This window comes from Arthrobacter sp. MYb224, from assembly GCF_002975455.1.
Taxonomy (GTDB): domain Bacteria; phylum Actinomycetota; class Actinomycetes; order Actinomycetales; family Micrococcaceae; genus Glutamicibacter.
Genome location: NZ_PCPU01000006.1, coordinates 227,277 through 251,324 on the forward strand (window position 1 = coordinate 227,277; position 24,048 = coordinate 251,324).

Below are 24,048 nucleotides of genomic sequence, written 5' to 3' on the forward strand. Positions count from 1 at the left end.
GCTGCGCTCAATGTGGTTGACCTCACGTTGGTTTTTAGTTTAGCGTGGGGGAATACGCTTTGGAAAGCGCATTCCTAACTATTAGTTATTCAGCTTCTCTAGGAAGCATCAAACCGAGGAGTCAGCCATGTTGGTCCACACTCGCCAGGGGTCCCAACGCACCCCTTCGAACGAGGGCGTTGGTCAATGAGTGCCATTGCTGAATTATCAAGACTTAGCAAGACCAAAGGCCGCAAGGCTCCCGCCAAAGACAACAAGGCCGGCCACCTCTTCTTGCTGCCGTGGACTATCGGGCTGTTCCTGATCACGCTGGGCCCGATGGCAATGTCCCTGTACTTGTCATTTACGGACTACAACCTCTTGCAGGCCCCGGAATTCGTCGGCATGGACAACATCGAACGGATGTTCAGCGACGATCGGCTGCACAATTCGCTGCGCGTGACGTTTACCTATGTACTGGTCGGCGTTCCGCTCCAGCTCGGCGTCGCGCTCGGCGTCGCCATGCTGTTGGATCGCGGAATGCGCGGGTTGTCCTTCTACCGCTCGATCTTCTACCTGCCCTCGATGCTCGGCTCATCCGTAGCCATCGCGGTGCTATGGAAGCAGATCTTTGGAACTACCGGGCTGGTTAACCAGCTCCTGGGACTCGTGGGCATCGAAGGCATGGGCTGGATCTCCGATCCGAGCACGTCACTGAGCAGCCTCATTCTGCTCAACGTGTGGACCTTCGGCTCGCCGATGGTGATCTTCCTGGCGGGTCTGCGCCAGATCCCTGCGATGTACTACGAAGCCGCTTCGATCGACGGGGCCACCAAATGGCGCCAATTTGTCAGCATCACTCTTCCGATGCTGAGCCCGATCATTTTCTTCAACCTCGTACTGCAGGTGATTGGAGCCTTCCAGAACTTCACTCAGGCATTCATCGTCTCCAATGGTTCTGGCGGACCGGCGGATTCAACAATGTTCTTTACCTTGTACCTCTACCAGCAGGGCTTCAAGCAGTTTGACATGGGCTACGCCTCGGCGATGGCTTGGCTATTGGTCCTGATCGTCGGTGGTTTCACAGCACTGAACTTCTTCGTTTCTAAGTATTGGGTGTTCTACGATGACTAATCAGACTTCAACTTCGCGCGAGGAACTAGACGCGAATAAATTGACGGCACTTGACGAAGAAGCGCTATTTGGGGGTCGGCCTCCCGTGGGCGGAACCGATTCCAAGGGGAAAAAAGTCAAGGGCCACCGCCCCAGCGCACGAACCCGCGCACGTGCGATCATCAAGCACACCATTTTGATTCTGGCCGCGCTGATCATGATATACCCGCTGCTCTGGATGATTGCCAGTTCCTTCAGGCCAAACGATCTGATCTTCCGCGAAGCCGGTCTGGTGATCTCGAGCGTGGAATGGGAGAACTATCCCAACGGTTGGAGCGCACTGTCGGAACCATTCAGCAAATACCTGATGAACTCGGCCATCGTCGTGCTCGGTTGCATCCTAGGAAATCTGGTTTCTTGTTCGATGGCGGCCTATGCCTTCGCCCGCCTGGAGTTTAAGTTCAAGAAGATCATGTTCGTGCTCATGCTGATGACCATCATGCTTCCCATTCACGTCATCATCGTTCCCCAGTACATCATGTTCTCGCAGATCGGTTGGGTCAACACCTTCTGGCCTATCATCGTTCCGAAACTACTAGCCACGGACGCATTTTTCATCTTCTTGATGATTCAGTTCATCCGTGGCATTCCCAAGGACATGGATGAAGCCGCGCGCATCGATGGCGCGGGCCACCCACGCATCTTCTTGCAGGTCATCTTGCCATTGATGGTGCCGGCACTGGCTACCACCGCGATCTTCACCTTCATCTGGACCTGGAGCGACTTCTTCACCTCGCTGATCTACCTGACAAATCCAAGTAACTACACGGTTCAGGTGGCGTTGAATGCCTTCATCGACTCGACCGGCGAATCGAACTGGGGAGCGTTGTTCGCAATGTCGATCATTACTCTCGTGCCCGTTTTCTTGGCCTTCCTCTTCGGCCAGAAGTTCCTGATCAAGGGCATCGCCACTACCGGCATCAAATAACCACAAGGGGTGGGCTCGGCTGAAACGTTCGAGCCCATCCGCTGGTCAACGATTTCTTAAGGACCCACCCAGATGACTGCACCTACCCGTACCCGGTACGTACTAATCGGCACCGGAAACCGTTGCGAAATGTACCTCACCGCGATCCTGGGCGAGCACAGCGACGTCGCCGAGCTCGTGGCACTATCCGATCCAAACCCCGGGCGGATCGAGTACTACCAAGACGTTGTGGAACAGACGTTCGGGCAGCGCCTGGATGCCTTTGATCCGGCGCAACTGGCCGACTATGTTGCCGAGCACGAGATTAACCGGGTGATCATCACCAGTCCGGACTACACCCACGCAGACCTCGTTTGCGCCGCGCTCCGTGCCGGTGCTGATGTGATTGTTGAAAAGCCGCTGACCATCGACGCTGCAAGCACCACGCGTATCGCGGCGGCGGTTGCGGAAACCGGCCGAGAAGTCATCGTCACCTTCAACTACCGCTACTCACCGCGCAATACCGCGTTGAAGAAGGCCATCGATGACGGATTAATCGGCGAGGTAACCTCCATCGACTTCAGTTGGGTGCTCGACACCGTGCATGGTGCGGACTATTTCCGCCGCTGGCACCGGATCAAGGAGAACTCCGGCGGTCTGCTGGTGCATAAATCAAGTCACCATTTCGACCTTGTGAACTGGTGGCTGTCCGATACCCCGCAACGGGTCTTTGCGGCCGGAGGGTTGAAATTCTACGGCCCGGATAATGCCGCACGGCGCGGGCAGCAGGCCAGTGAACGTGGAACCCACGAACACAGCGAGGCAGATCCCTTCGACCTGGATCTACGCAGCGACCGTCGCCTGGAGAAGCTGTACTTGGATAGCGAACATCATGACGGATACCGCCGCGACCAAGGAGTATTCGCAGGCGAGATCGGGATTGAGGATAATCTGGCGTTGACGGTGGAGTACGAAGGCGGCCCGGTGCTGTCCTACTCTCTGAATGCGCACAGCCCCTGGGAGGGGTACCGGGTGGCAGTCAACGGCACCGCAGGACGCCTGGAATTGGATGTGGTCGAGCGAGCAGCGGTGCTTCCTGCCGCAGGGGGAAATCCCGTGGATCCGTCCTTCTCGGACGACGGACAGAATACCGCGGTGCGCTCCAAGGGGGAGAAGCTTGTCCTCCAGCGCCACTGGGGGCCGGCCGAGGAACTGGAAATCATCAACGGGGAAGGTTCGCACGGCGGCGGGGATGCACTGCTGCTGGAGGAACTCTTCCGCGGCACCACAGTCGACAGGTATTCACGGCAGGCCGGATTCCTCGATGGAGCGCGAGCTATCGCCGTGGGAATCTGCGGCAACCAATCCCTGGAATCTGGTCAAGCGGTAGCCGTAGAACAAGCCGGACTTGGTGTAAATTTAGCCCTCGTGGAACGGGTTCAGGTGTAATCGGAAAAATGAGCGAGAAAGTTATTATCACTGGCGGATCAGGCCGTCTAGGTCGTGCTGTCGTAGCCGGATTTGCCCACGCGGGGCACCATGTTGTGTCCTTGGACCGAACCCTTCCCGAGGATCCTCTGGACGGTGTCGACTACCGAAGCGTGGACCTCTTGGATGCCGCAGCCACTTGTGCATTGTTCAAGGAAGCCACCCCGCAGGCGGTAGTCTCCCTAGCGGCCATGGCGGTGCCCTTTATGGCGCCGGAGGAAGTGCTGCTGCGCACCAACGCAACGATCGCTCACAACGTCACCTCAGCCGCCGTGGAATCCGGGGCAACCCGCGTGGTCCTGGCTTCCAGCCCATCGATCATGGGCTACGGATCCCCGGGCGGCTGGAAGCCTGGCAAGCTGCCGCTGGACGAGACCGAAACCCCGCGCCCGTGGCACGCGTACGGCCTTTCCAAATACGTTGCCGAACAGATCGGGGCAATGTTCGCCGCAAAGATGGGCCCAGCAAGCACGGTCAAGTTCGCCTCCTTCCGGCCTTGCTATGTCATTGCCGAAGAGGAATGGGCTGGTGCCATAACGCAGCAGGGGCACACCGTGGCCGAACGCTTGGCCGATCCTAAACTTTCGGCTCCGGCGTTGTTCAACTACGTGGACGCCCGGGATGTCACGGATTTTCTGCTCTTGCTGCTGGAACGCTTTGACCGAGTGGAGAATGGTTCGGTCTTCTTTGTGGGGGCCAAAGACGCCATGGCTACCTCCCCATTGTCGGAGCTCATCCCGGAAATCTATCCAGAGCTGGCGGAGCTGGCGGCCAACCTGACCGGGGATTCTCCGGCTTTCAGTATCGAGAAGGCTCGAAGCGTCATCGGCTGGGAGCCAAAGCGCAGCTGGAGAACCGAATTGAAACAACTGGTCTAACCGGTCCTGCGGGAGCCCACCTCTCGCTCTGCGGTTTCAGCGCGCCAACACTGCGGGGCGATCCAAATTGCCTACCCGAATCACCGGCCACCGGGGATCGACGCTGAGTACTTCCACGGTTGGCTTACCGCCATGCTCGATGAGCAGGACGGTATCCTCAACTTTAAAGGTCATGGCGTCCTGTACCGCACTGGGATTCCACGCGAAAGCCTGATTCGGGCGGATGAGGTCGGTAGCATCTGGGGTCAGGCGAGGATCTCTGCCGTTGTAACCGGCAATCCCACCTTGATGATGGTTCTGCCATTCTTGGGGATCGAACCCATGCAGAGGATACGCGGCCTGAACGACGGGGAGCATCGATCTTAGTTCGGTGCCCGGTTGCAAGGATCTGAAAATCTCGTGCTCCACCTGAAGAATCGCGTGCTCTGCTTCCAGCTCTCCGGGCAACGGGTCGCCAAAACGGACCCACCGGGTGACATTGGCGATCAATCCACCGCGGCGAACGCAGAGTACCGCCATGGCTTTGCGCCCAAGCAGGGCCTTTGTGGGCAGGGGGTGGCGGAATGCCGAGCGAGAATCCCCGCAGACCAATGCCACGAGCACTTCGCCGCCGAGGCTGATTGCTGCGGCACTGAGCCTGGCAGCAATATCCCGTTCGGAGTCTTCGGGGCTCGCCTCACCGAGCACTTGCGTGAAAATCCCGGCGACAGCCACACAGAGACCTCGGTACCTGCTGACCTCGGCGTCGCTTAGAACGGTACGCAAGCCTCGCAGCTGCACCTCCACTCGGGCCTCGGACAAGACCTCCAGTCCACGCACCTCTGGGCACCATGCCGCATAGTCGTCGAGGGACTCGTGCCAGTCCAGAATGTGCAACCGGGCCTCGGGGACTTTGCGCAGTTCTTCGGCAAGCAAGCGGTCCGCTTCGCTCAGCGGCGTGGCGATCTCACAACCTTCGCGGTGCACCAACACACGCAGTGCCGGAGGACCCGCCAGCGAAACATGGGTTCGAGCGCCGGCTAGGTACCACGACAGGGTCCCCGCGGTGGACAGCAAGATAGCGTCCGCGCCCAGCTCGTCGAGCAGATCCACCAGCTGGGCATGCTTGAGGTTATATTCATTGAGGGGCATACTTCTCCTGCCGAGATGGAATAGGAAGTTATTCTTGATTGAACATTTCGGCCAGCTGGGCACTTTGCTGCTTGGAGAGTGCTCCGTCAACGACCAGAATCCGAACCTTGCGGCTGGCCAAGGCGCTTGGCTCCAGAATCACCGGGCTATCCCACGCCAGCGATGCGCCGATGCCGGGATATCCCGAGTACCGAACAAACCATGGGTCATGCGCTGTGGAACAGAAGATGAGCGTTGCGGCCCCATGGCCCAGGTCGCGGGAATCCAATCTCACCGAATCGGCGGAAAAAACTGCGCTAAATGCCAGCCAATCACTGGTGGAGCCATGCACGGCCGATTCACCGGAGGCATTTGCCGTATAGATTTCGCCCCGATGCACGGCCGGCAGGCGCCAGAAGAATCCGCCATAGCCGCCCTGGTCCCGCCCGTTGGAACCAGGAGACCCCAGCGATACCTGCTGGTCGCGCGCCTGCAGGGCAAACTCAAAGTCCAATGACCAGCCTCGGATTTGCAACCGTTCAAAAGCCTCCGCTCGAACGGTACGGTGTTCATCAAGGAGCACTTGTCCATGGTGGTCAACCCATTCAAGATGCGAAGTGACAGCGGAATTGGATTCGTTGAATTCCTCGCAGACGGCGCGAATGTGCCCATGGTCAGCTTTCCAGAGATAACGCCCAGCTGAGCGCGTGTAGGTACGTCCGCCCCAGAAATTGGTTCCATTTACATCCTGCAGCGCGACTCCCAGACCGAGATGCCAGGTGTGGTCCAGGGGTTGCTGGTCACTGACGGTGACACCGTCGAGCGTGCGCAGCTGATCAAGGAATGGGCGTGGTGAGTTTGTCGGGGCAATGTCCGTTCCGGTGCGTAGCCGCGCAACCTCCACGGGATCGCCACTGATCGGATGGGCGATCTGGAGAGTTCCGCTAGTGGGTGCCGGCTTGGCCCACGGGGCTCCTAGGGAAGAGAACGCAGTTTGCGCGGCCACCGCGCGGTCAATGAACCTTTCGATGTCTGGAACCACCGGATGATATTCTCCATCTTCGCCTACGCCATAAACCTCGCTGCGGCAGATCGCTTGCGGATCGGGTGAGGTCCGCACCTGTTCGAGGACTTTCATGAACGCTCCGGCATTTTCCAAGGGGCACAGCAGTTTTGGCGCTGCGCCGCTTCGCACATCCACAAGATTTTCGAGCAGGTTAACTCGACCGAAGCTGCGGATATATTCTTCACCGCCGAGATCCGGGTTGGGGCGAACCACCAGCTCGTCTCGTGTGTAGTACAGGGTTGCTTGACCTTCGGTCCCGTAGACGGTGACCCACGGGTCGCGTTGCTCGGCCGCGCACACGGTTAACGCGGCAGTCACCGGGATCCCCTTCACCGTGCGCAGGCAGAGCACCGAGGTGTCATCGGCTTCGATATCATGGGCGTGGTAAAGCTCGGTGGAAAGTGCGGCGACATCCTCGGCTCGGCGTGCCCCGGCAATGTGCAGGGCACTCATCACCGCGTGGGCCAGCGGATTGGTGATGACCCCGTCGGCAATGTGGATGCCATCCAGGACTCGGTGGCCGGCCCAAGGCGCCCGATCATAATACCCCTGAGTGCGCAGCCAGGTACCGGAGGCACCGACGGCGCGCAACTCGCCGATGGGTGAATCACGCGCATCATCAACAAAAAACTCCTCGAGAGCCGCTAAAGCCAAGGAGCCAACTGCCTGAAAACCGACCTGCACCCGGCCTCCGGCCTCCCGGGCAGCAGAAAGCAGTTCCTGGTATTGCGCGAAGGTAGCCGTAGGAGGCTTCTCCAGGTACAGATCGGCGCCGGTCATAAGTGCCTTGAGCGCCAGTTCGTGGTGGGTGTTGATTGGCGTCGAAACAATGATGATATCCGGGCTGATATCGGAGTCGATCAACGCATCAAGGGAGGCGAATATGGGGGTGTCTTCACCGCGGATGTCCGGCCCCGGATCGTCGGGGCCGGCACCGGCCACAAAATTGGCTTTACCCAGCGCAACGAGGCGGTGGATGTTCAGCAGGTGCTGGCGTCCGAACCCGTTCAGCCCTACTAGCGCGATCCCCGGTACTCTGTGATCCGGCGCATCCGTTGTCGTGGCACCTTGCTGCGATAAGTCGGTCATACCCGTCCTTGGTTAACGTCGTTGACTAAGTGAAATAAGGATACGAGCTAGTTGGCGGTGCTCGCCTCCAGCACCCCTGAAGCTTCATTGAGGTGCGGGAGCACTAGCTGCTCGTAACGCTCTTTCATGGTGCGAATGGTCAGCTCCGCGGCTTGATTATTAACTTCTTCGTTGAAGATCTCCACCTCAACGGGACCGCGGTATCCGGCTTGGGCGACCCAGCGGGAAATGGAAGCGAACTCAATGTATCCATCGCCCATCATGCCCCGTGACTGCAGGGCATCGCGGGCGATCGGGAGGTTGAAGTCGCAGATCTGGTAGCTTGCCAGTCGACCCTCGTGACCGGCCCGCTGAATTTGAGCTTGAAGCTGGGGATCCCAGAATACGTGGAAGGTATCCACCACGACACCCACGGCCGAAGTCGGGTAGGGAGTGGCCAAGTCCAGGGCCTGGCCCAAGGTGGAGAGCACCGCGCGGTCGGCCACGTACATGGGGTGCAGGGCCTCGAGAACCAGCCGCACGCCATGTTCGGCGGCGTAGGGAACCAATTCCCCCAGGGCCTTGGCGACGCGGTCGCGGGCCGCAACAATGTTTTTGTCGGCCCCGTCCCCCTGGCCACCGAGGATATGCGCGGCGGCGGGAAGCCCGCCCACAACCATGATCAGCTCGTTGGCGCCGATGATGGCAGCCTCGCGGATCGCTTCGCGGTTCGATTCCAACGCTTCGCTTCGCCCCGCAGCCGAATTGCTGGTCAGGAAACCGCCGCGGCACAGCGTGCTTGCCTTCAACCCGGCGCCGGCGATGATCTTCGCCGCCGGTCCTGCCCCGCCCACGTCGCTAATGAGGTGGCGCCAGGGACCAATATGGCTCAGGCCCGCCTCGGCCGCTGCCTGCACTGCTTCGCGCAGATTCAGCCGAGGTGTAGTGCCGGTGTTCAGTGCCAGTTCGAAGCTCATGCGACTCCAGTCAGAGTTGGGACGGGGGAGAACACGCCATTAATTTCCAATAGCTGTTTCAGGCGTTCAGCGGCTAGCTCGGGATTCAGCAACAGACCGGCCTGATCGGCCAGGACAAACGTGCGCACCAGATGCAGAATTGAGCGGCCGGCATGCAGTCCGCCGACCATTTGGAAACCGGCTTGGTGCCCGTTGAGCCAGGAAAGGAAGGCGATTCCGGTCTTGTAGTAGAACGTCGGTGCGGAGAAAATATGCAGTCCCAGATCCCGAGTGGAATCCAGGATGGTGCGTGCCCGCTGTCCATCTCCCGCGTCGAAGGCCTGAAGCGCGGTCGAGGCCGCCGGATAGATTGCAGCGAAGATGCCTAGCAGGGCATCGGAGTGCCTGGTGCCGTCGCCTTGGATAAGTTCCGGGTAGTTGAAGTCGTCACCGGTGTAGAGCCGGACACCCTGTGGCAGCCGTGCGCGCAAATACTTTTCATGCTCGGCATCCAAAAGTGAAACCTTGACGCCATCGATCTTGGCCGCATGGTTCTCCACCAGGCTGGCGAAGGTGGCGGTTGCCGTCTCGATATCGGTGTCCCCCCAGTAGCCAGCCAGCGCGGGATCAAACATTTCCCCGAGCCAATGCAGAATCACCGGTTTGGTGGCGGCTTCCAGCAGGGTGCCGTAGACGTTCAGGTAGTCTTCGGACGATTCGGCGGCGCGGACCAGCGCCCGCGAACACATCAAAATGACCTTCGCCCCGGACTCTTCGACGAGTCCCAGCATCTCCAAATAGGAGTCTGTGACCCGGGCCAAGTCGCCGGCCTGCACGCTGAGCGGATCCAGCTGGTCGGTGCCGACTCCGCAGGCCAGCAGGTCTCGCACGCTACGCCCGGTCAGCGCCGGATAGCTATTGCTGGCAACTACCCTTGCCGCTTCGGCGGCGGAACGTTGAATGAGTTCCCTGGTCGCCGCGTAGTCCAGGCCCATGCCACGTTGAGCGGTGTCCATGGCATCGGCGACGCCTAAACCGTAGGACCACAGTTCGTGGCGGTAATCCAAGGTTGCTTCCCAGTCCAAGGCGGCCGGTGCCCCCGGGGTGTTATCGGCGGTCATCAGCGGAATTACGTGGGCCGCAGCGTAGACCTTGCGTGTGCTGATCGGTGCGGTGGGGCGGCGAAAATCTCCGGGGCCGGAGAGCGTGTAGCTGTAGGGTTCCCCGTGCTCGTTGGGCAGGATGATTGTCGGTTGTGCTTGTTGCTGGCTCACAGGGTGATCTCCGGGATGTCGATGGTGCGCCGTTCGGCGCTGGACTGCAGGCCCAGCTCGGCAAGCTGCACGCCACGAGCGGCCGACAGCAAGCCGTAGCGGTGTTCGCGCCCGGCCACGACATCGGCCAGGAATTCTTCCCACTGCAATTTGAACCCGTTGTCCAGATCCGCGTTGGCCGGCACTTCCAGCCACTGATCGCGGAAGGATTCGGTGACCGGAAGGTCCGGGTTCCAGACCGGCTTGGGTGTGTTGGCTCGCTGTTGGGCGACGCATTTGTTCAGACCTGCCACCGCGGATCCGTGAGTTCCGTCGATCTGGAACTCAACGAGCTCGTCGCGATAGACACGCACTGCCCAGGAGGAGTTGATCTGGGCAACAACTTGATCTCCGGCAGGAGTTTCAAGTTCAAAGATTCCGTAGGCTGCGTCGTCCGCGGTTGCCTCGTAGGGCGCACCCTTTTCATCCCACCGGGTGGGGATGTGAGTTGCGGTTTTGGAGGTAACTGATTTGACCTTGCCGATGATGCCTTCGAGGACGTAGTTCCAGTGGCAGTACATGTCGGTGGTCATCGATCCGCCATCGGCCAGCCGGTAGTTCCATGACGGACGTTGGGCTTCCTGGATTTCGCCTTCGAAGACCCAGTAACCGAATTCTCCGCGCAGGGACAGGATCCGGCCAAAGAAGCCCTCGTCGACAAGCCGGCGCAGTTTGACCAAGCCTGGCAGGTACAACTTGTCGTGCACTACGCCGGCGGTAATGCCCTTGCTCTTGGCTTGGCGCGCCAGGTCTACCGCTTCGGTAAGGGTTTCGGCGGTCGGTTTTTCGGTGAAGATGTGCTTACCGGCTGTGATGGCCTTGGACAGGGTGTCGTAGCGCAGCGACGTCATCGAGGCGTCAAAGACGATGTCGACGGAGTCGTCGTTGATTAGCGAGTCGAGGTCGGTGGAGTAGTGCTCAACGTTGTGGAGCTGGGCCAGTTCCTTGAGTTTCGCCTCGTTGCGGCCAACGAGAATTGGCTCGACGGTCACCTTGGAACCGTCGGGCAAGGTAATTCCTCCCTGATCACGGATCGGCAGGATGGAGCGGAGCAGGTGCTGCCGATAGCCCATGCGGCCGGTGATGCCACTCATGGCGATGCGAAGTACTCGTGGTTCTGTCATGGGGGTGCTCCTCGTGCAAGGGATTGTTAAGAAAGGAATTGGGAATGCGCTTTCCACGATAGTGTTGCCCAATTAGTGTGTCAACCATCTCCGTTCAGGGAGATAAGCTTGTTCAAAATTGCAATGGGTGATAAGGATTTCATGTGGCTATTCGACTAACTGACGTGGCTAATGAAGCCGGAGTTTCATTGGCAACCGCATCGCGCGTACTGAACGGGTCGGCGCGCAAGCCTGCCGAGGAAATCTCCCTCCGAGTTCGTGCGGCGGCAGAGAAATTGGGATATTTCCCCAACGCTCAGGCGCAAGCGCTTGCCCGATCCTCGACTAAGCTGGTGGGCCTCGTGGTGCACGACATTGCCGACCCGTATTTCTCGTCCATTGCCCGCGGGGTGCAGCGCGGGCTGGACGCCAGTGGCATCCAACTGCTGCTGACTAGTACTGGCGCGGAACATGACCGGGAAATAGCTGCCGTTCGCGCCTTCATGTCGCACCGGACCGACGCTATTATCATTTCTGGAACCCGGCGCTTGAGCGGCGATCAGGAGCTCATGGAATTGCTGGAAAGCTACCAGGGCAACGGTGGCCAAGTGGCGATGATTGGGCAAACCTTTCCCGCAACGGGCGGAATTCAGGTCGATAACGCCGGGACCGCTAGCGACCTGGCCGGGGAACTACTCAAAGCCGGTCATCGCCGTTTTGTCGTTTTGGCCGGCAACCCGAACTTGGTGACCGCGAAACATCGTGCCGACGGGTTTGTGTCCAAGCTTGAGCGCTCCGGCGTGCCGGTTGAGGAAGTGCTCCACGGAGCTTTCTCGCGCGAGGGGGGTTATTTGGTCATGAGCGACTACTTGCGAGGGTATCAATCCACCGAAAACACCGGTCCGGTCTGCGTCTTCTGCGTATCTGACGTCATGGCGCTGGGGGCGATTCGCGCAATTCGCGAGCACGGCTTGCGGATTCCCGACGATATTGCGATTGCCGGCTTCGACGACATCCCAACGCTGATTGATGTCACCCCGTCGGTGTCTACCGCCCGCCTTCCGCTCGAAGAAATGGGCCGCATGGCCGGCGAGATGGTTCTCGCGCATAGTGATTCGAAGCTGCTGGTTGTTTCGGGAACCCCGGTTTTGCGGGAAAGCACCGAGAGCCGTTGATCCGTCGATACCTTTTTGGAATCATTCGATTCAAAGGTGTCATCGACATATTCCCACTTCGATCTTGACTCGTGAGCTGAATCACATCTAGATTACTTGGGAAGCGCTTTCCATTCGCGTCGGCGCACAGGTGTCTCGACACTGAGTAAACCCTCGCGAGTTCTCGCCCATCCAAGGAGGAGTCCATGAACAATCAACAACGGTCCGAAGGCATGCGTCGCATTGCCGGTCAGCGACTAACCAAGTCCCTTGCCATAGCCGCAGTCGCAGCGCTGGCATTGACGGGGTGCGGCGGAGGCGGGAACGCGGCTGACAGCGCCGATGGAAAGGTGAGTTTGCGATTCGCCTGGTGGGGTTCGGACTCAAGGGCGCAGGCTACCAACGAGATCATCGAGGCCTTCGAGGCAGAGAATCCAAATATCGACGTTCAGGGCGAGTATTCGGACTGGAGCGGATATTGGGACAAGCTCGCTACCCAAGTCGCCTCGAATGATGCCCCGGATATTATCCAGATGGACGACAAGTACCTTCGCGAATACGCCGACCGTGGCGCGCTTCTCGATCTTGACGGTGTTGACGTCTCCAACTTTGAAGAGGTTTCCGTTTCCAACGGCACCACCGAAGATGGATTGGTTGGCATTACGACGGGAATTAACTCGTTTACATTGACCGCAAACCCCAAGGTTTTGAAGGAAGCTGGGCTGGATATCCCGGACGACAAGACTTGGACATGGGACGATTATCGCGAAATCACCAAAACCGTTAGCGAAAAAGCCGAAGGGAAATACGGTTCCGAGGCGCCGAATGAACCCGCTGGATTGCAGTCCTGGCTGAGGCAATCGGATAAGCACTTAACCACTGAATCCGGAGAGCTTGGATTGACCGTTGAGGATCTGGCCGGCTATTTCCAGCACCACCAGGACTTGCTGGATAACGGATCCTATCCAGTGGCCTCGGTTCTAGCCGAGAATCAGAATGCCGGGCCTGATCGTTCCATGACCGGTACCGGCACTTCGGCCTTTGGCATGTGGTGGAGCAACCAGCTCGGTTCACTTTCCGCAGCGGCAGGCGTTGATCTGGTGCCCCTGCGCCTGCCTAGCTCCACGGGCGAAGCCGAAGACAACGGGCTTTGGTACAAGTCATCGATGATGATGTCCGGGTACAGCAAGTCCAAGCATCCCGAAGAGGTCAAGAAGTTCATTGACTTCATGGTGAATTCCGAAGAAGCTGGCGAGCTGAACAAAATGGACCGCGGGCTGCCGGCCAACACTGAGATTCGCGACTTGGTAGTGTCCGACCTTGAGCCAATCGAGGCCGCTTCAGCGGAGTTCGTCACCGGAATTGAAACTGAGCTGGCAGGGTCTGAACCAATTCCACCCATGGGATTCAGCAAGATCCAAGACATTTTGTACCGCTACGAGATGGAAATCTTCTTCAAGCGGCAGTCGCCGCAAGATGCGGCAACCAACGCGTTGAACGAGATGCGCTCTGCCGTTGAATAGCAAACACACGGTTTGATCTGAATATAAGACTGGCGGGGAATGTTTAATTCCCCGCCAGGCTTTTTAGTTTATAAACAGTGTGTCCAAGACAGATGCGGCGTTTTCCTGCAGATGCTCATCGTCCGCGTCAAGCAGCAGCCGCAACCAAGTCTCATGCTGGGATAGCGGAGCCACTAGGCATGCGGGGGCGACTAAGTCATAGAGCTCGTCGGCGCTGCCGTATGCGGCGAACTCACCTAGGTAGGCGCCCAGGGCACGCATAACACGCTCGTCGTCGGTCCGGCATTTCCACGACTGGGTCATTGCCGCCAGTGGGGCCGCCAGCGAAGAAAACGGATGAGCCCAGTGGGCCGTCGCAAAGTTCGTGATCCGCGCATGCTGGCCCTTTTCCGAGGGCACCACCGTCTGCGCCAAATCGAAGGCGCCATGTTCCAGGCTCAGCGGGATGGGACCGCGATGCAAGGCTTCGCAGGCGTCGGAAAGGGTCTTTAGTTGGCCATGCAAAGCGTCGGCCTGTTGCGGGTCCAAATGCAACGGATGGTTTGCCTCGAGAGAAACATGCATGGTCAATGCCTGCTCAAACTGTTCTGGGAGGAACTGCGGATCCACCACCGGCATGCCAACGTCGAAGAAGGCCTCTTCGTTGCCCATCAAAGCCACCTGGAAGGAGCCGAGCGAGGCAAGCGCCAGCTGCCAGTTCTCGGCGCTGTCGCCCAAATCCGCCAGGGTGTGACCAAAATCGGGGGAGAGCATATAGCCGGCCATGCGGTCGATTGCCAGCGGCATCACCACACGTTCGGGCTGCAGTCCGCCGGCGGTAATCGTCACCGCTGCCTCAGCTGCCAATCCCGGCGCATTCGCCTTAAACACCAGATCGGCTGCGTCGGTCCCAACCAGCGCCGAAACCTGGTCCAAGGAGGCCGGCCAAAAATCCGGTCCCGCGACACGCTCGATGCCGTAGGCCGCGCAGGCCTCATCGATCCAATAGGCGGCAGACTCACGCCATTGGTCGCTATTCCATTCATCTATCCACTGAGCCACAATCCCAATCGTAGTATGTCGATGCAAGCGGGATCACTTGCTACCGTTGGGTCTACGGCCAACAATTGCTCCTCGACGAAGGATTTCGATCGTGAACGCTACACGCCCGACGTACCGCCACCGTGATTTCAAGGCCGTCCTTTTTGATTTGGATGGTGTTCTCACACCTACCGCGCTATTGCACCGTGCGGCTTGGAAAGAATTATTTACCGGATTCTTCGCCCAAGAACACCCGGGCGTGCCGCCCTATACAGATCCGGACTATTTCGAGCTACTCGACGGCAGGCCACGCTATGAGGGCGTCGGCGCCGTACTCGAGTCCCGGGGAATAGCGCTGCCCTGGGGAGACCCGAAGGACCCTGCGGGATACACCTCGGTGTGCGCGCTGGGAAATCTGAAGAATTCGGTTTTCACCACGGTGCTGGAGCGTGATGGGATTGCGCCCTATTCCGGGTCCAGCAACTACCTGCAACAGGTCCTGGAGGCAGGGCTGGATGTAGCCGTGGTCTCCTCATCACGCAATGCCCGCTCGGTACTGGAAGCCGCGGGGCTGGAAAGGTTCTTCACCACCATCATGGGCGGGCACGAGGCAGCGGCACGCGAGCTGCCTGGCAAGCCATCGCCCGCCACGTTCTTGGCGACCGCCAAGGACCTCGGTTGGCGCCCCGAAGAGTGCGTGGTCATCGAGGATGCCACCAGCGGCGTGCAAGCCGCCCAGGAAGGCGGCTTCATGGTCGTCGGGGTGGCACGTGAAGACAATGAGCAGCAGCTATTGGATGCCGGTGCGCTCTTTGTGGTCCAGGACCTCAGCGAGTTGGTTTCAGCCTCCGCGGTTAAGGCCTGGAACTTTGACCCCTGGTCCATCACTCGGGAAGCCGAACGCGATGAGACGGGCGCCCAAGACACGGTCTTCGCCCTGGGCAACGGCTTCCTTGGCGCTCGTTCGGCCCAGGTGGGCCTGGGCGAGCAAGTCGCCGGGACTTTCCTCAACGGGCTGCACGAAACCTGGCAGATCCGCCACGCAGAAAGCGCGTTCGGGCTTGCCGAAACCGGGCAGACGATGATCAGCGCCCCAGATTTCCGGACCCTGCGTGTGTTCATCAACGACGAGGCGCTGGAGGTGGGGCGAACCGAAATGCTCCGCGATGACTTGCGCTTGGACTTCCGCGAGGGGACATTGATTTCACAGACCCTGTGGCGCACCGCAGAAGGCCATCGGGTGGCGGTCACGGCACGGACCATGATTTCCTTCAGCGACCGGCATCTGGCGCTCCAAGATCTGCATGTGCGCCTGCTCGACGGACCGGCGCATGTGCTGGTCCAGTCCTCGGTGATCGGCTATCGCTCCGAACCGGAGGTGTCTTCTCCGGCCGATCTCGACGCGGGCCAGGACCCGCGCAAGTCCGACGAGTCCTCGGATAATCCTTTGCACCCGGCCGGCCAGATAGCGGAAGGAACCCGTCTTGGGCTTTCCTACACCGTGGCGGGATCCAATATGTCCGTGTCGGCAGTCGTGGAACACCTGGTGAATACCACCGGTGGTGCCAGCGCCCAGATTCAAACGGAGCGTTCGGCGAAGCCCGATCGTGCCGACGAGGTTTCAAGCGCGAACCTCGAAGCGGGACAGGGGCTGCGCGTGGCCAAGTTCGCGGCCTACCACTCCTCGCGCCGGCACCCGGCCAAAGAAATGCTGCAGCGTTCGAGCCGCGCGCTGAATCATCTGGTGCCCCGGGGGATCGACGAGCACTTCCGGGAGCAGCGCGCATTTATGAAGGATTACTGGCAGCGCAGCGACGTCTTGGTGGACAGCGACGATCCGAGCCTGCAGCGCAAGATCCGCTGGAACCTCTTCCAGCTCGCCCAGGCCTCGGCCCGCGCCGACGGTTTGGGGATCAGCGCCAAGGGAGTCAGCGGCAACGGATATTCCGGACACTACTTCTGGGATACCGAAATCTATGTGATGCCGTTTTTGACCTACACGAACCAGCAGTGGGCCAGAAATACGCTCCGCGCGCGGATCTCGACGATCCCGGCGGCGACGCGCCGGGCACGCATCATGAACGAGGAGGGGCTGCTTTTCCCTTGGCGCACCATTAACGGCGAGGAAGCCAGCGCGTACTACCCGGCGGGTACCGCGCAATATCACATCAACGCCGACGTGGTGTATTCGCTCAACCGCTACCTCGATGCCGCCTGCGATGACGAGTTCCTCGAGGCGGGCGCCGCAGAAATTCTTGTCGGAACCGCCCGGATGTGGGCCTCTTTGGGCTTCTGGCGCGGTTCCGGGGATCAGCGGAGCTTCCACATCCACGGGGTAACCGGGCCGGATGAGTACACCGCGGTGGTCAACGACAATACCTACACCAATGTGATGGCGCGCTTCAACCTGCGTCGTTCGGCGCAGCTGATCCGCGAGCTGGCCGCCCGGCGCCCGCAGTTCTATGCCGAGCTGGCCGAGCGGATGGGGATAGATTCAGCGGAGATCTCCACCTGGCAGCTGGCGGCCGAACGAATCCATATCCCGTATTCGAAGGCCGTGGGAATCCACCCGCAGGACGAGCATTTCCTGAATCGCGAGGTCTGGGATCTCGAGGCCAGCGGCCCGGATAAACGTCCGCTGCTGCTGCATTACCACCCGTTGGTGATTTACCGCTTCCAGGTCATCAAGCAGGCCGATACGGTGCTGGCGCTATGGCTGCGTTCCAGCGATTTCACCGCCGAGCAGAAACTCGCCGATTTCAACTACTATGACCCATTGACCACCGGGGACTCGACCCTGTCGGCCACCGTGCAGTCGATCCTTGCGGCCGAGGTCGGCTACCGGGACCTGGCCTTCGACTACTTCGAACATGCGTTGAATGTCGACCTTGAAAACCTCCATGGAAATACCGCCGACGGGGTGCATGTGGCGTCCACCGGTGGGGTGTGGGCCGCGCTGGTCAACGGCTTCGCGGGGCTGCGCGACGATGACCAGCGGTTGCATTTCGACCCGCGGCTGCCCGAGCGCTTCAGATCCCTGCGATTCCAGCTGGCCTATAACGGTGCGGTGATCAAGGTGCTGCTCGACGCCAGCGGAATCGAATTCTCGCTCACCGGCCAGGGGCCGCAAAGTCTCTGGGTGCGCGGGGAGGAGATCGTGCTGCAGACCGGCCAGCGCCACCGGGTGGCCCTGCGCGATCAGGGGCCGCAGCTCTCCGGGCGTCCGAGCCTAGAACATGTGCTCTCGCTGCAACGAGAGGCCGGTGCCGAGGTGCCTAACAAGCCCTGGTAGCCAAGACACGTCGGGCGGGCACCCACTGGGTGCCCGCCCGACGTCCTTAGCGGCGGAAGGTTTCCTGCGTCCTAGAGGCTCATCTCCTCGAGCTGGCGTCCCTTGGTTTCGCGCACCATGAAGATCACGAAGATCAGCGAAAGCAGCGCGAAGAACGCGTAGATGCCGTAGGCCAGCGCCAGGCCTGCCTCGGCGAGGGTCGGGAAGGTGGTGGAGACGGCGAAGTTGGCGATCCACTGGGCGGAGGCGGCAACGCCGAGCGCCAGCGCGCGGATGGAGTTCGGGAAGATTTCGCCGAGCAGCACCCAGACGGCTGGACCCCAGGTCGCGCCGAAGCCAACCACAAACAGGTTCGCGGAGACCAGCGCCACGATGCCCCAACTGCCGGGCAGTGAAACTGCGCCGTCGATGGTGACCGACTGGGCGAAGGCGATGGCCATCATGCCCAATGACACGGTCATGATGGACGAGCCGATCAACAGCAGCAGCTTGCGGCCGAGCACGTCGATCAGCAGCACCGCAACGATCGTGGCCACCACGTTGGTGATCGAGGTGATCAGCGAGATGGTGAAGGAATCGGATTCGGCAAAGCCGACAGACTTCCACAGCGTCGTGGAGTAGTAGAAGATTACGTTGATGCCCACGAACTGCTGGAAGACCGAGAGCAGGATGCCCACCCACACCAGCGGGTGGAAGCCGAAGCGCCCGAGCAGGTCCTTGAACACCTGGCGGCGCTCGACGTGGACCGTGTTGCGGATTTCCTCGATCTTGGCTTCGGTTTCGGCCCCCGGGACCATGCCCATATCGCGGGTCAGTACGGTTGCCGCCTCGACGTAGCGGCCCCGCTCGACCAGATAGCGCGGGGATTCCGGCAGGCGCATAGCCAGCACGCCATAGAGGATCGCCGGGATGGCCAGCGAGAGGTACATCCAGCGCCAGGCCGAAAGGCCGAACCAGCCGATGGCGTCGGCCGAACCCATCACGAAGACCAGCAGCGCGCTGACCAGGAAGGCGACGAAGATACCGAGCACGATGGCCATCTGCTGCATGGAGCCCAGGCGTCCGCGGTGCTTGGCGGGGGATACCTCGGCGATGTAGGCCGGGGCGATCACCGAGGCGAAGCCGACGCCGATGCCGCCGACGATGCGCCAGATGATGAGGTCGAACGCGCCGAAGCACAATCCGCAGCCCAGCGCGGAGATCAGCAGCATCGCGGAGGCGATCACCATGGTGCGCACGCGGCCTATGCGTTCGGAGACCATTCCGGCGATCCAGGCGCCGAGCGCAGCGCCAAGCAGGGCGCAGGAAACGGTGAAACCGATGGTTAGCGCGTTGAGCCCGAACTCGTGCTCGACAGCGTCCACGGTGCCGTTAACGATTGATGAGTCATATCCAAAAACGAACCCACCCAGGGCAGCCCCGAGGGCGATCAGGATGAGTCGAGCGGATATCTTTCCGTCAGATGTAGTCGCAGTCACAAGGAGCCATGCTATCGGATTGGGCTGGGGCGCAAAACATTTCCAGCGGGTTTTATGCCCGCGCGGGCCGCCGGCTTATGCGACCTTGGCCATAATTTGGAAAGAATCCTTACAATAGGTGTTCGGGCGGTTCGGGGATCCGCGCAACCCAGCCCCGAAATCCCGCGCAAATCGGGTAAGGTGCCGAGGCCGGGCCTCTCCAGGAGGGCAAAAGAAAACCGGCATCGTGAGCTTCGTCACAATGCCGGCTGGTTCTTCGGTCTTGGCTTAGCGCTCAACCGGTTCAAGGGTGCTATTGCGCAGCTTGGCCACGGTATTCATCAGGTGGTAAACCACAAGGGTCGCAATGGTGCCCAGCGCGATGCCGCCCACCTGGAACTGGCCGAAGGTCAGATCGGTGGTGACCGCAATCGCGATAATCAGTCCGGTTCCGGCGGTCATCAGGTTCACCGGGTTCTGGAAATCCACCTTCGCCTCGATCCACAACCGGGCACCGATAATGCCGATCATTCCGTACAGCACGATCCCCAGCCCGCCGATCACCCCGGCCGGAATGGTATTGATCAAGGCCCCGAATTTCGGCAGGAAGGCCAGCGCTATCGCGGCAATCGCCGCGACCCAATAGGCCGCGGTGGAGTAGACGCGCGAGGCGGCCATCACGCCGATATTCTCCGCATAGGTGGTCGTCGCCGAGCCGCCGCCCATGCCGGCCACCAGGGTTCCGACGCCATCGGCCATCAGCGCCCGCCCATTGAATTCGGAGAGGTCCTTGCCGGTCATGATGCCCACGGTGCGCACATGGCCGATATTCTCCGCGATCAGCACGAATACCGCCGGCAGGAACATCAACGCCACGTTGAAGTCAAAGCTGGGGGCATGGAACTGGGGCAGCCCAATCCAGCCCGCCTGACCCACGGCGGCAAAGTCCACCTGGCCCTGGAGGAGCGCAATCGCGTAGCCGATCACCAGGCCCACCAGGATCGACAGGCGCCCGAGCAGCCCCTTGAACGCGACGGTGGACAGCACCACGGCGAGCACCGTGAGGAAGGTCGTCGCCGGGAAATCGCGCATCGGAGCCAGCGTGGCGCTGGCGAGGTTCAAGCCGATCAGCGCGACGATGGTGCCCATAACCACCGGCGGCATCAACGCGTGGATCCACCGGGTGCCGGTCTTTGCCACGATCGCGCCGACGATGAACAGCGCGGCACCGGTCATCGCGATGCCGCCCAGCGCCGCGGAGAAGTCGTCGCCGACCTTCGAGGCCATCACCGGGGCGATCAGCGCGAAGGAGGACCCCAGGTAGCTGGGCACCTTGTTCTTCGTGATCAGCAAGAAGATGATCGTCGCGACGCCGGTGAACAGCAGCGTGGTGGTCACCGGGAAACCGGTCAGCGTCGGGACCAGGATGCTGGCGCCGAACATCGCCAGAATATGCTGGGCTCCGATGGAAATGGTCTGCGGCCAATGCAGCCGCTCATCCGGGGCAACGACCTCACCTTCGGTGATGGTCTTCCCGTTGCCGTGAATGCTCCACTTCATGCGTTCCTCCAGAATTCCTGGCCCCGCGTTTAGGCCGTAGAGAAGTCTACGCCCTTCGCGTGCGCTTGGGCGAAGAAAGACAGCTCGTGCTCGGCCGAACGCCGGAATGCATCCCACATCCGCTCGCGCAGCGCCGGATCCGCGAGCCGCCAGGCGGCGGCGACCAGCTCGATGGCCGCCGCGGTGGCCTCGTCGAACTCCGCCGAACTGTAGGTGGCCAGCCAGCTCTCATACCGGTGCCCGGCATGATTCGCGGCGCTCAGCCGATTGCCGATGTCCTGATAGATCCAATAGCAGGGCAGGATCGCGGCGATCAGCTCCGGATAGCTGGATGCGCAGGAGCTGAGGTGGTTGACGTAGTTCAACGTGGTGGCGCTCGGCTCGGGGGCCAGGTCCAGTAGCTCGCTGCGGTGCAGCTTCAGCTCACCCTCCAGGATTCCTTCCGCGCCCTTGGCCCAGAAGCGTTGCGCCTCGAGCTGCGGGGCCAGCGCGCTGGCCCGCGCGAGCACCTGCGCATAGCGCTGCAGATACAGGGCGTCCTGGGCCAGGTAGTACTCGAAACGTTCGCGCTCCAGCGTGCCCGCGGAGAGCTCGAGGATGAACTGAAGCTCATCGATTCCACCGCGCAACTCGGCGATCCGCTCCCACCAATCGGCCATCGGATCCGCGCTGTGCCCCGCGAAGAGCCCGGCAAAGTGGTTCACCGGTCCGTGCCCGCTGCCCACCTGCAATTCATCGGCCGCGGCAATCGCCGCGAAGAGGTACTCCTTCGCCGCGCCCAGGGCGGTCGCCCAATCCCCGCCGCGGGCATAGTGCGTGGCCAGCGCGCTGGATAGCGTGCAACCGGTGCCGTGGGTGTTGGCGGTGGCGTGGCGTGGGCCGTCATAGCAGGCGATCACCCCGGCCGGGCCCACCAGCGCGTCGGGGCAGCGTTCGGTGGGCAGGTGGCCGCCCTTAGCGATCACCAGCACCTCGTATTTGGCCGCCAGGCGTTGGGCCTGTTCGAGCAGTTCCTCCCAGCCACGCACCGGTTGCTCGCCGAGCAGGGCCGCAAGCTCTGCGGTATTCGGGGTGAGCACATCCGCCCGGGAAAGCAGTGCGTCCAACGCCGAACCATCGGCCAGCAGCCGGTCCCCGCTGGTCGAGATCATCACCGGGTCCAGCACCACCGGAGCGTGCACCGTTTCCAGCCACCGGGACACCGCGGTGATGATCTGTGAATTGGCCAGCATGCCGATCTTGATCGCGTCGATGCGCACATCTGCGGACACCGATTCCAGCTGCTTGGCCACGAACCCCGCGTCGACGGCCTGCACCGCATCCACGCCGAGGGTATTCTGCGCGGTGAGCGCGGTAATCACGGCCATGCCGTAGCCGCCGTTGGCGCCGATGGCCTTCAGGTCTGCCTGGATTCCCGCACCTCCCGAGGGGTCGGAGCCGGCGATCGAAAGAATGTTGGGACTCATTTGGCGCCTTCCCAGAGATTGCGCAGTTCGGCGCTCGCCGCCTGTGGATCCTCCGCGGCGCAGATCGCGCGGACCACCGCCATGCCGGCGGCCCCGCCGCCGCGCAGCGCCGCGGCGTCCGCGGCGGTCAGCGAGCCGATGGCCACGCAGGGCAGCTCGGTGAGCCGATTGGCCCGCAGGAATCCATCGATGCCCAGCGGGGTGGGATGGTCCTTCTTCGTGGGCGTCGCGCGGATCGCCCCGACCCCCAGGTAATCGAGGTATTTCGCGTCGGCGTTGGCCCCGGCCAGCTGTTCATCGGTGGACGCGCTGAGCCCGATAATCCCCTCGCCGATGATTTCGCGGGCGTAGCGCACCGCAATATCCTTCTGCCCGATATGGATGCCGGTGACCGCGGCCCCCGCGGCGCGTGCGGCGAGGAATACGTCGATGCGGTCGTTGACCAACAGCTCGGCCTTGCCGGCGGTGAGTTCCGCCGCCGCGCAGGTCAGTTCGAAGAATTCGCGGGCCGTCTCGTTCTTGGCCCGCAGCTGCACCCACTGCACTCCCGCGGCCACCGCGCCTTCGATGACTTCCAGGGTGCTGCGCGGCTGGCAGCTTTCGGTGTTGGCTACCAGGTAGATTCCCAGATCACGCATTATTTGCCTCCTCAAGGCGCAGGTTGTGCAATTCGTCGGGGTCCAGCAGCGAGAGTTCGTCGAGGAAGGCCGCGGCGAAACTACCCGGGCCGCGGCCGATGGCCAGGGCCTTTTCGGCGGCCAGTCCGTACAGGCCGTGGGCTGCGATGGCCGCGTCGAACGGGTCTTCGCTCACCGCGAGCATCCCGGCGCAGATTGCACCCAGGGCGCAGCCGCCGCCGGTAATCCCGGTCAAGCCGATCCCGTTGCTGTGCACCAGCGTGGTGCGCTTGGCATCGATGATCGCATCGGCCGCTCCGGAGATCGCGACCACCGAACCATATTCGATGGCCAACTCGCGTCCAGCCTCGATGGCCGCGTGCACGGTGTCCTGCGCGTCCACTCCGCGCCCGGTCGAGCTGCGCCCGGCCAGCGCCAGAATCTCCGAGGCATTGCCGCGGATCAGGGTGGGGCGCTGGGCCACGATTTTTCGCGCGAAGTCAGTGCGTACCGGCAATGCGCCCACGGCCACCGGGTCCAGCACCCAGGGGGTGCCGGCCTGGTTCGCCCCATGGACCGCTTCGTCCATGGCGCGCAGCTGTTCGGTGCTCGGAGTGCCCAGGTTCACCAGGACCGCGGAGGCCACCGCGGCAAATGGCCCGGCTTCGCCGGGCAGGTTGGTCATCGCCGGAGCCGCCCCGGAGGCCAGCAGTGCATTCGCGGTGAAGTTGGCGACCACGGTATTGGTCAGGCAAAACACCAAAGGGGATTGTTGCCGATAATTCCGGGCAACGGAAGTCAGGGTCATGCGACATCCCTCCGCTAGTTTGAACTAGTTCAGGTTCGACGGGTCTCATCTCAGTCGGTGAATCCGACACCCCGTGTCACTGGCTAGAGCGTACTCACCAAAGCCGCGGA

The 24,048-nt window shown here is 61.2% G+C and carries 18 protein-coding genes and 1 riboswitch; of the genes, 7 read left to right on the forward strand and 11 right to left on the reverse strand.

Going from position 1 to position 24,048, the window contains the following annotated elements:
- Positions 1-186 precede the first annotated feature (186 nt).
- The 4 genes from CQ017_RS13195 to CQ017_RS13210 all read left to right on the forward strand — a co-directional run bounded on the left by CQ017_RS13195 (position 187) and on the right by CQ017_RS13210 (position 4,425).
- On the forward strand, positions 187-1,113 hold the full coding sequence (locus CQ017_RS13195; RefSeq protein ID WP_105554076.1) for a carbohydrate ABC transporter permease: 927 nt from the start codon (positions 187-189) through the stop codon (positions 1,111-1,113).
- Positions 1,106-2,080, forward strand: a complete 975-nt coding sequence (locus CQ017_RS13200) for a carbohydrate ABC transporter permease (RefSeq protein ID WP_096282944.1) — start codon at positions 1,106-1,108, stop codon at positions 2,078-2,080. The genes CQ017_RS13195 and CQ017_RS13200 overlap by 8 nt, the downstream gene beginning before the upstream one ends.
- 72 nt (positions 2,081-2,152) lie before the next feature.
- Positions 2,153-3,508, forward strand: coding sequence for a Gfo/Idh/MocA family protein (locus CQ017_RS13205; protein WP_105554077.1), 1,356 nt, complete (start codon positions 2,153-2,155; stop codon positions 3,506-3,508).
- An 8-nt stretch (positions 3,509-3,516) separates the two neighbouring features.
- The gene (locus tag CQ017_RS13210; protein WP_096282946.1) at positions 3,517-4,425 is read left to right on the forward strand and encodes an NAD(P)-dependent oxidoreductase; all 909 of its coding nucleotides are present in this window, start codon (positions 3,517-3,519) and stop codon (positions 4,423-4,425) included.
- 36 nt (positions 4,426-4,461) lie between these two features.
- Here the strand turns inward: CQ017_RS13210 and CQ017_RS13215 are convergent, their stop codons facing one another.
- Genes CQ017_RS13215 through CQ017_RS13235 form a run of 5 tightly spaced genes read right to left on the reverse strand, consistent with a single transcriptional unit; the run spans position 4,462 to position 11,062 of the window.
- Positions 4,462-5,556: a Xaa-Pro peptidase family protein gene (locus tag CQ017_RS13215; RefSeq protein WP_105554078.1), complete on the reverse strand. Its 1,095-nt coding sequence runs from the start codon at positions 5,554-5,556 to the stop codon at positions 4,462-4,464.
- Positions 5,557-5,584: 28 nt separating this feature from the next.
- Complete coding sequence (locus CQ017_RS13220) at positions 5,585-7,690, reverse strand: DUF6807 family protein (protein WP_105554079.1); 2,106 nt, start codon at positions 7,688-7,690, stop codon at positions 5,585-5,587.
- A 47-nt stretch (positions 7,691-7,737) separates the two neighbouring features.
- Positions 7,738-8,646: a sugar phosphate isomerase/epimerase gene (locus tag CQ017_RS13225; protein ID WP_105554080.1), complete on the reverse strand. Its 909-nt coding sequence runs from the start codon at positions 8,644-8,646 to the stop codon at positions 7,738-7,740.
- Complete coding sequence (locus CQ017_RS13230; protein WP_374954786.1) at positions 8,643-9,899, reverse strand: dihydrodipicolinate synthase family protein; 1,257 nt, start codon at positions 9,897-9,899, stop codon at positions 8,643-8,645. Before CQ017_RS13230 ends, CQ017_RS13225 begins: the two co-directional genes overlap by 4 nt.
- Entirely contained in the window at positions 9,896-11,062 is a 1,167-nt protein-coding gene (locus CQ017_RS13235; protein WP_105554081.1) for a Gfo/Idh/MocA family protein, read from the reverse strand. The genes CQ017_RS13230 and CQ017_RS13235 overlap by 4 nt, the downstream gene beginning before the upstream one ends.
- A gap of 164 nt (positions 11,063-11,226) precedes the next feature.
- On the opposite strand from CQ017_RS13235, the gene CQ017_RS13240 reads away from it, so the two are divergent.
- The gene (locus CQ017_RS13240; RefSeq protein WP_219843941.1) at positions 11,227-12,216 is read left to right on the forward strand and encodes a LacI family DNA-binding transcriptional regulator; all 990 of its coding nucleotides are present in this window, start codon (positions 11,227-11,229) and stop codon (positions 12,214-12,216) included.
- A gap of 185 nt (positions 12,217-12,401) precedes the next feature.
- On the forward strand, positions 12,402-13,718 hold the full coding sequence (locus tag CQ017_RS13245; protein WP_258133635.1) for an ABC transporter substrate-binding protein: 1,317 nt from the start codon (positions 12,402-12,404) through the stop codon (positions 13,716-13,718).
- 63 nt (positions 13,719-13,781) lie between these two features.
- Here CQ017_RS13245 and CQ017_RS13250 read toward each other — a convergent pair whose 3' ends face one another.
- Positions 13,782-14,759: a hypothetical protein gene (locus tag CQ017_RS13250; RefSeq protein WP_105554083.1), complete on the reverse strand. Its 978-nt coding sequence runs from the start codon at positions 14,757-14,759 to the stop codon at positions 13,782-13,784.
- Between the two features lie 91 nt (positions 14,760-14,850).
- On the opposite strand from CQ017_RS13250, the gene CQ017_RS13255 reads away from it, so the two are divergent.
- Complete coding sequence (locus CQ017_RS13255) at positions 14,851-18,030, forward strand: HAD-IA family hydrolase (protein ID WP_105554084.1); 3,180 nt, start codon at positions 14,851-14,853, stop codon at positions 18,028-18,030.
- A 71-nt stretch (positions 18,031-18,101) separates the two neighbouring features.
- On the opposite strand, the gene CQ017_RS13260 is transcribed toward CQ017_RS13255, so the two are convergent.
- From CQ017_RS13260 to thiM, 5 genes are all read right to left on the reverse strand, one after another.
- Positions 18,102-19,508 carry a sugar porter family MFS transporter gene (locus CQ017_RS13260; RefSeq protein WP_105554085.1) on the reverse strand — a complete coding sequence of 469 codons (1,407 nt, stop codon included), beginning with the start codon at positions 19,506-19,508 and terminating at the stop codon, positions 18,102-18,104.
- A 267-nt stretch (positions 19,509-19,775) separates the two neighbouring features.
- The gene (locus CQ017_RS13265) at positions 19,776-21,047 is read right to left on the reverse strand and encodes a uracil-xanthine permease family protein (protein WP_105554086.1); all 1,272 of its coding nucleotides are present in this window, start codon (positions 21,045-21,047) and stop codon (positions 19,776-19,778) included.
- Positions 21,048-21,076: 29 nt separating this feature from the next.
- Complete coding sequence (gene thiD / locus CQ017_RS13270; RefSeq protein WP_105554087.1) at positions 21,077-22,513, reverse strand: bifunctional hydroxymethylpyrimidine kinase/phosphomethylpyrimidine kinase; 1,437 nt, start codon at positions 22,511-22,513, stop codon at positions 21,077-21,079.
- A complete protein-coding gene (thiE, locus tag CQ017_RS13275) occupies positions 22,510-23,151 on the reverse strand; it encodes a thiamine phosphate synthase (RefSeq protein ID WP_105554088.1) in 642 nt (213 codons plus the stop codon). The genes thiD and thiE overlap by 4 nt, the downstream gene beginning before the upstream one ends.
- Positions 23,144-23,938, reverse strand: a complete 795-nt coding sequence (thiM, locus tag CQ017_RS13280; RefSeq protein ID WP_105554089.1) for a hydroxyethylthiazole kinase — start codon at positions 23,936-23,938, stop codon at positions 23,144-23,146. The genes thiE and thiM overlap by 8 nt, the downstream gene beginning before the upstream one ends.
- A riboswitch (TPP riboswitch) is annotated at positions 23,928-24,022 on the reverse strand. (Overlaps the previous gene by 11 nt.)
- Positions 24,023-24,048: the final 26 nt, after the last annotated feature.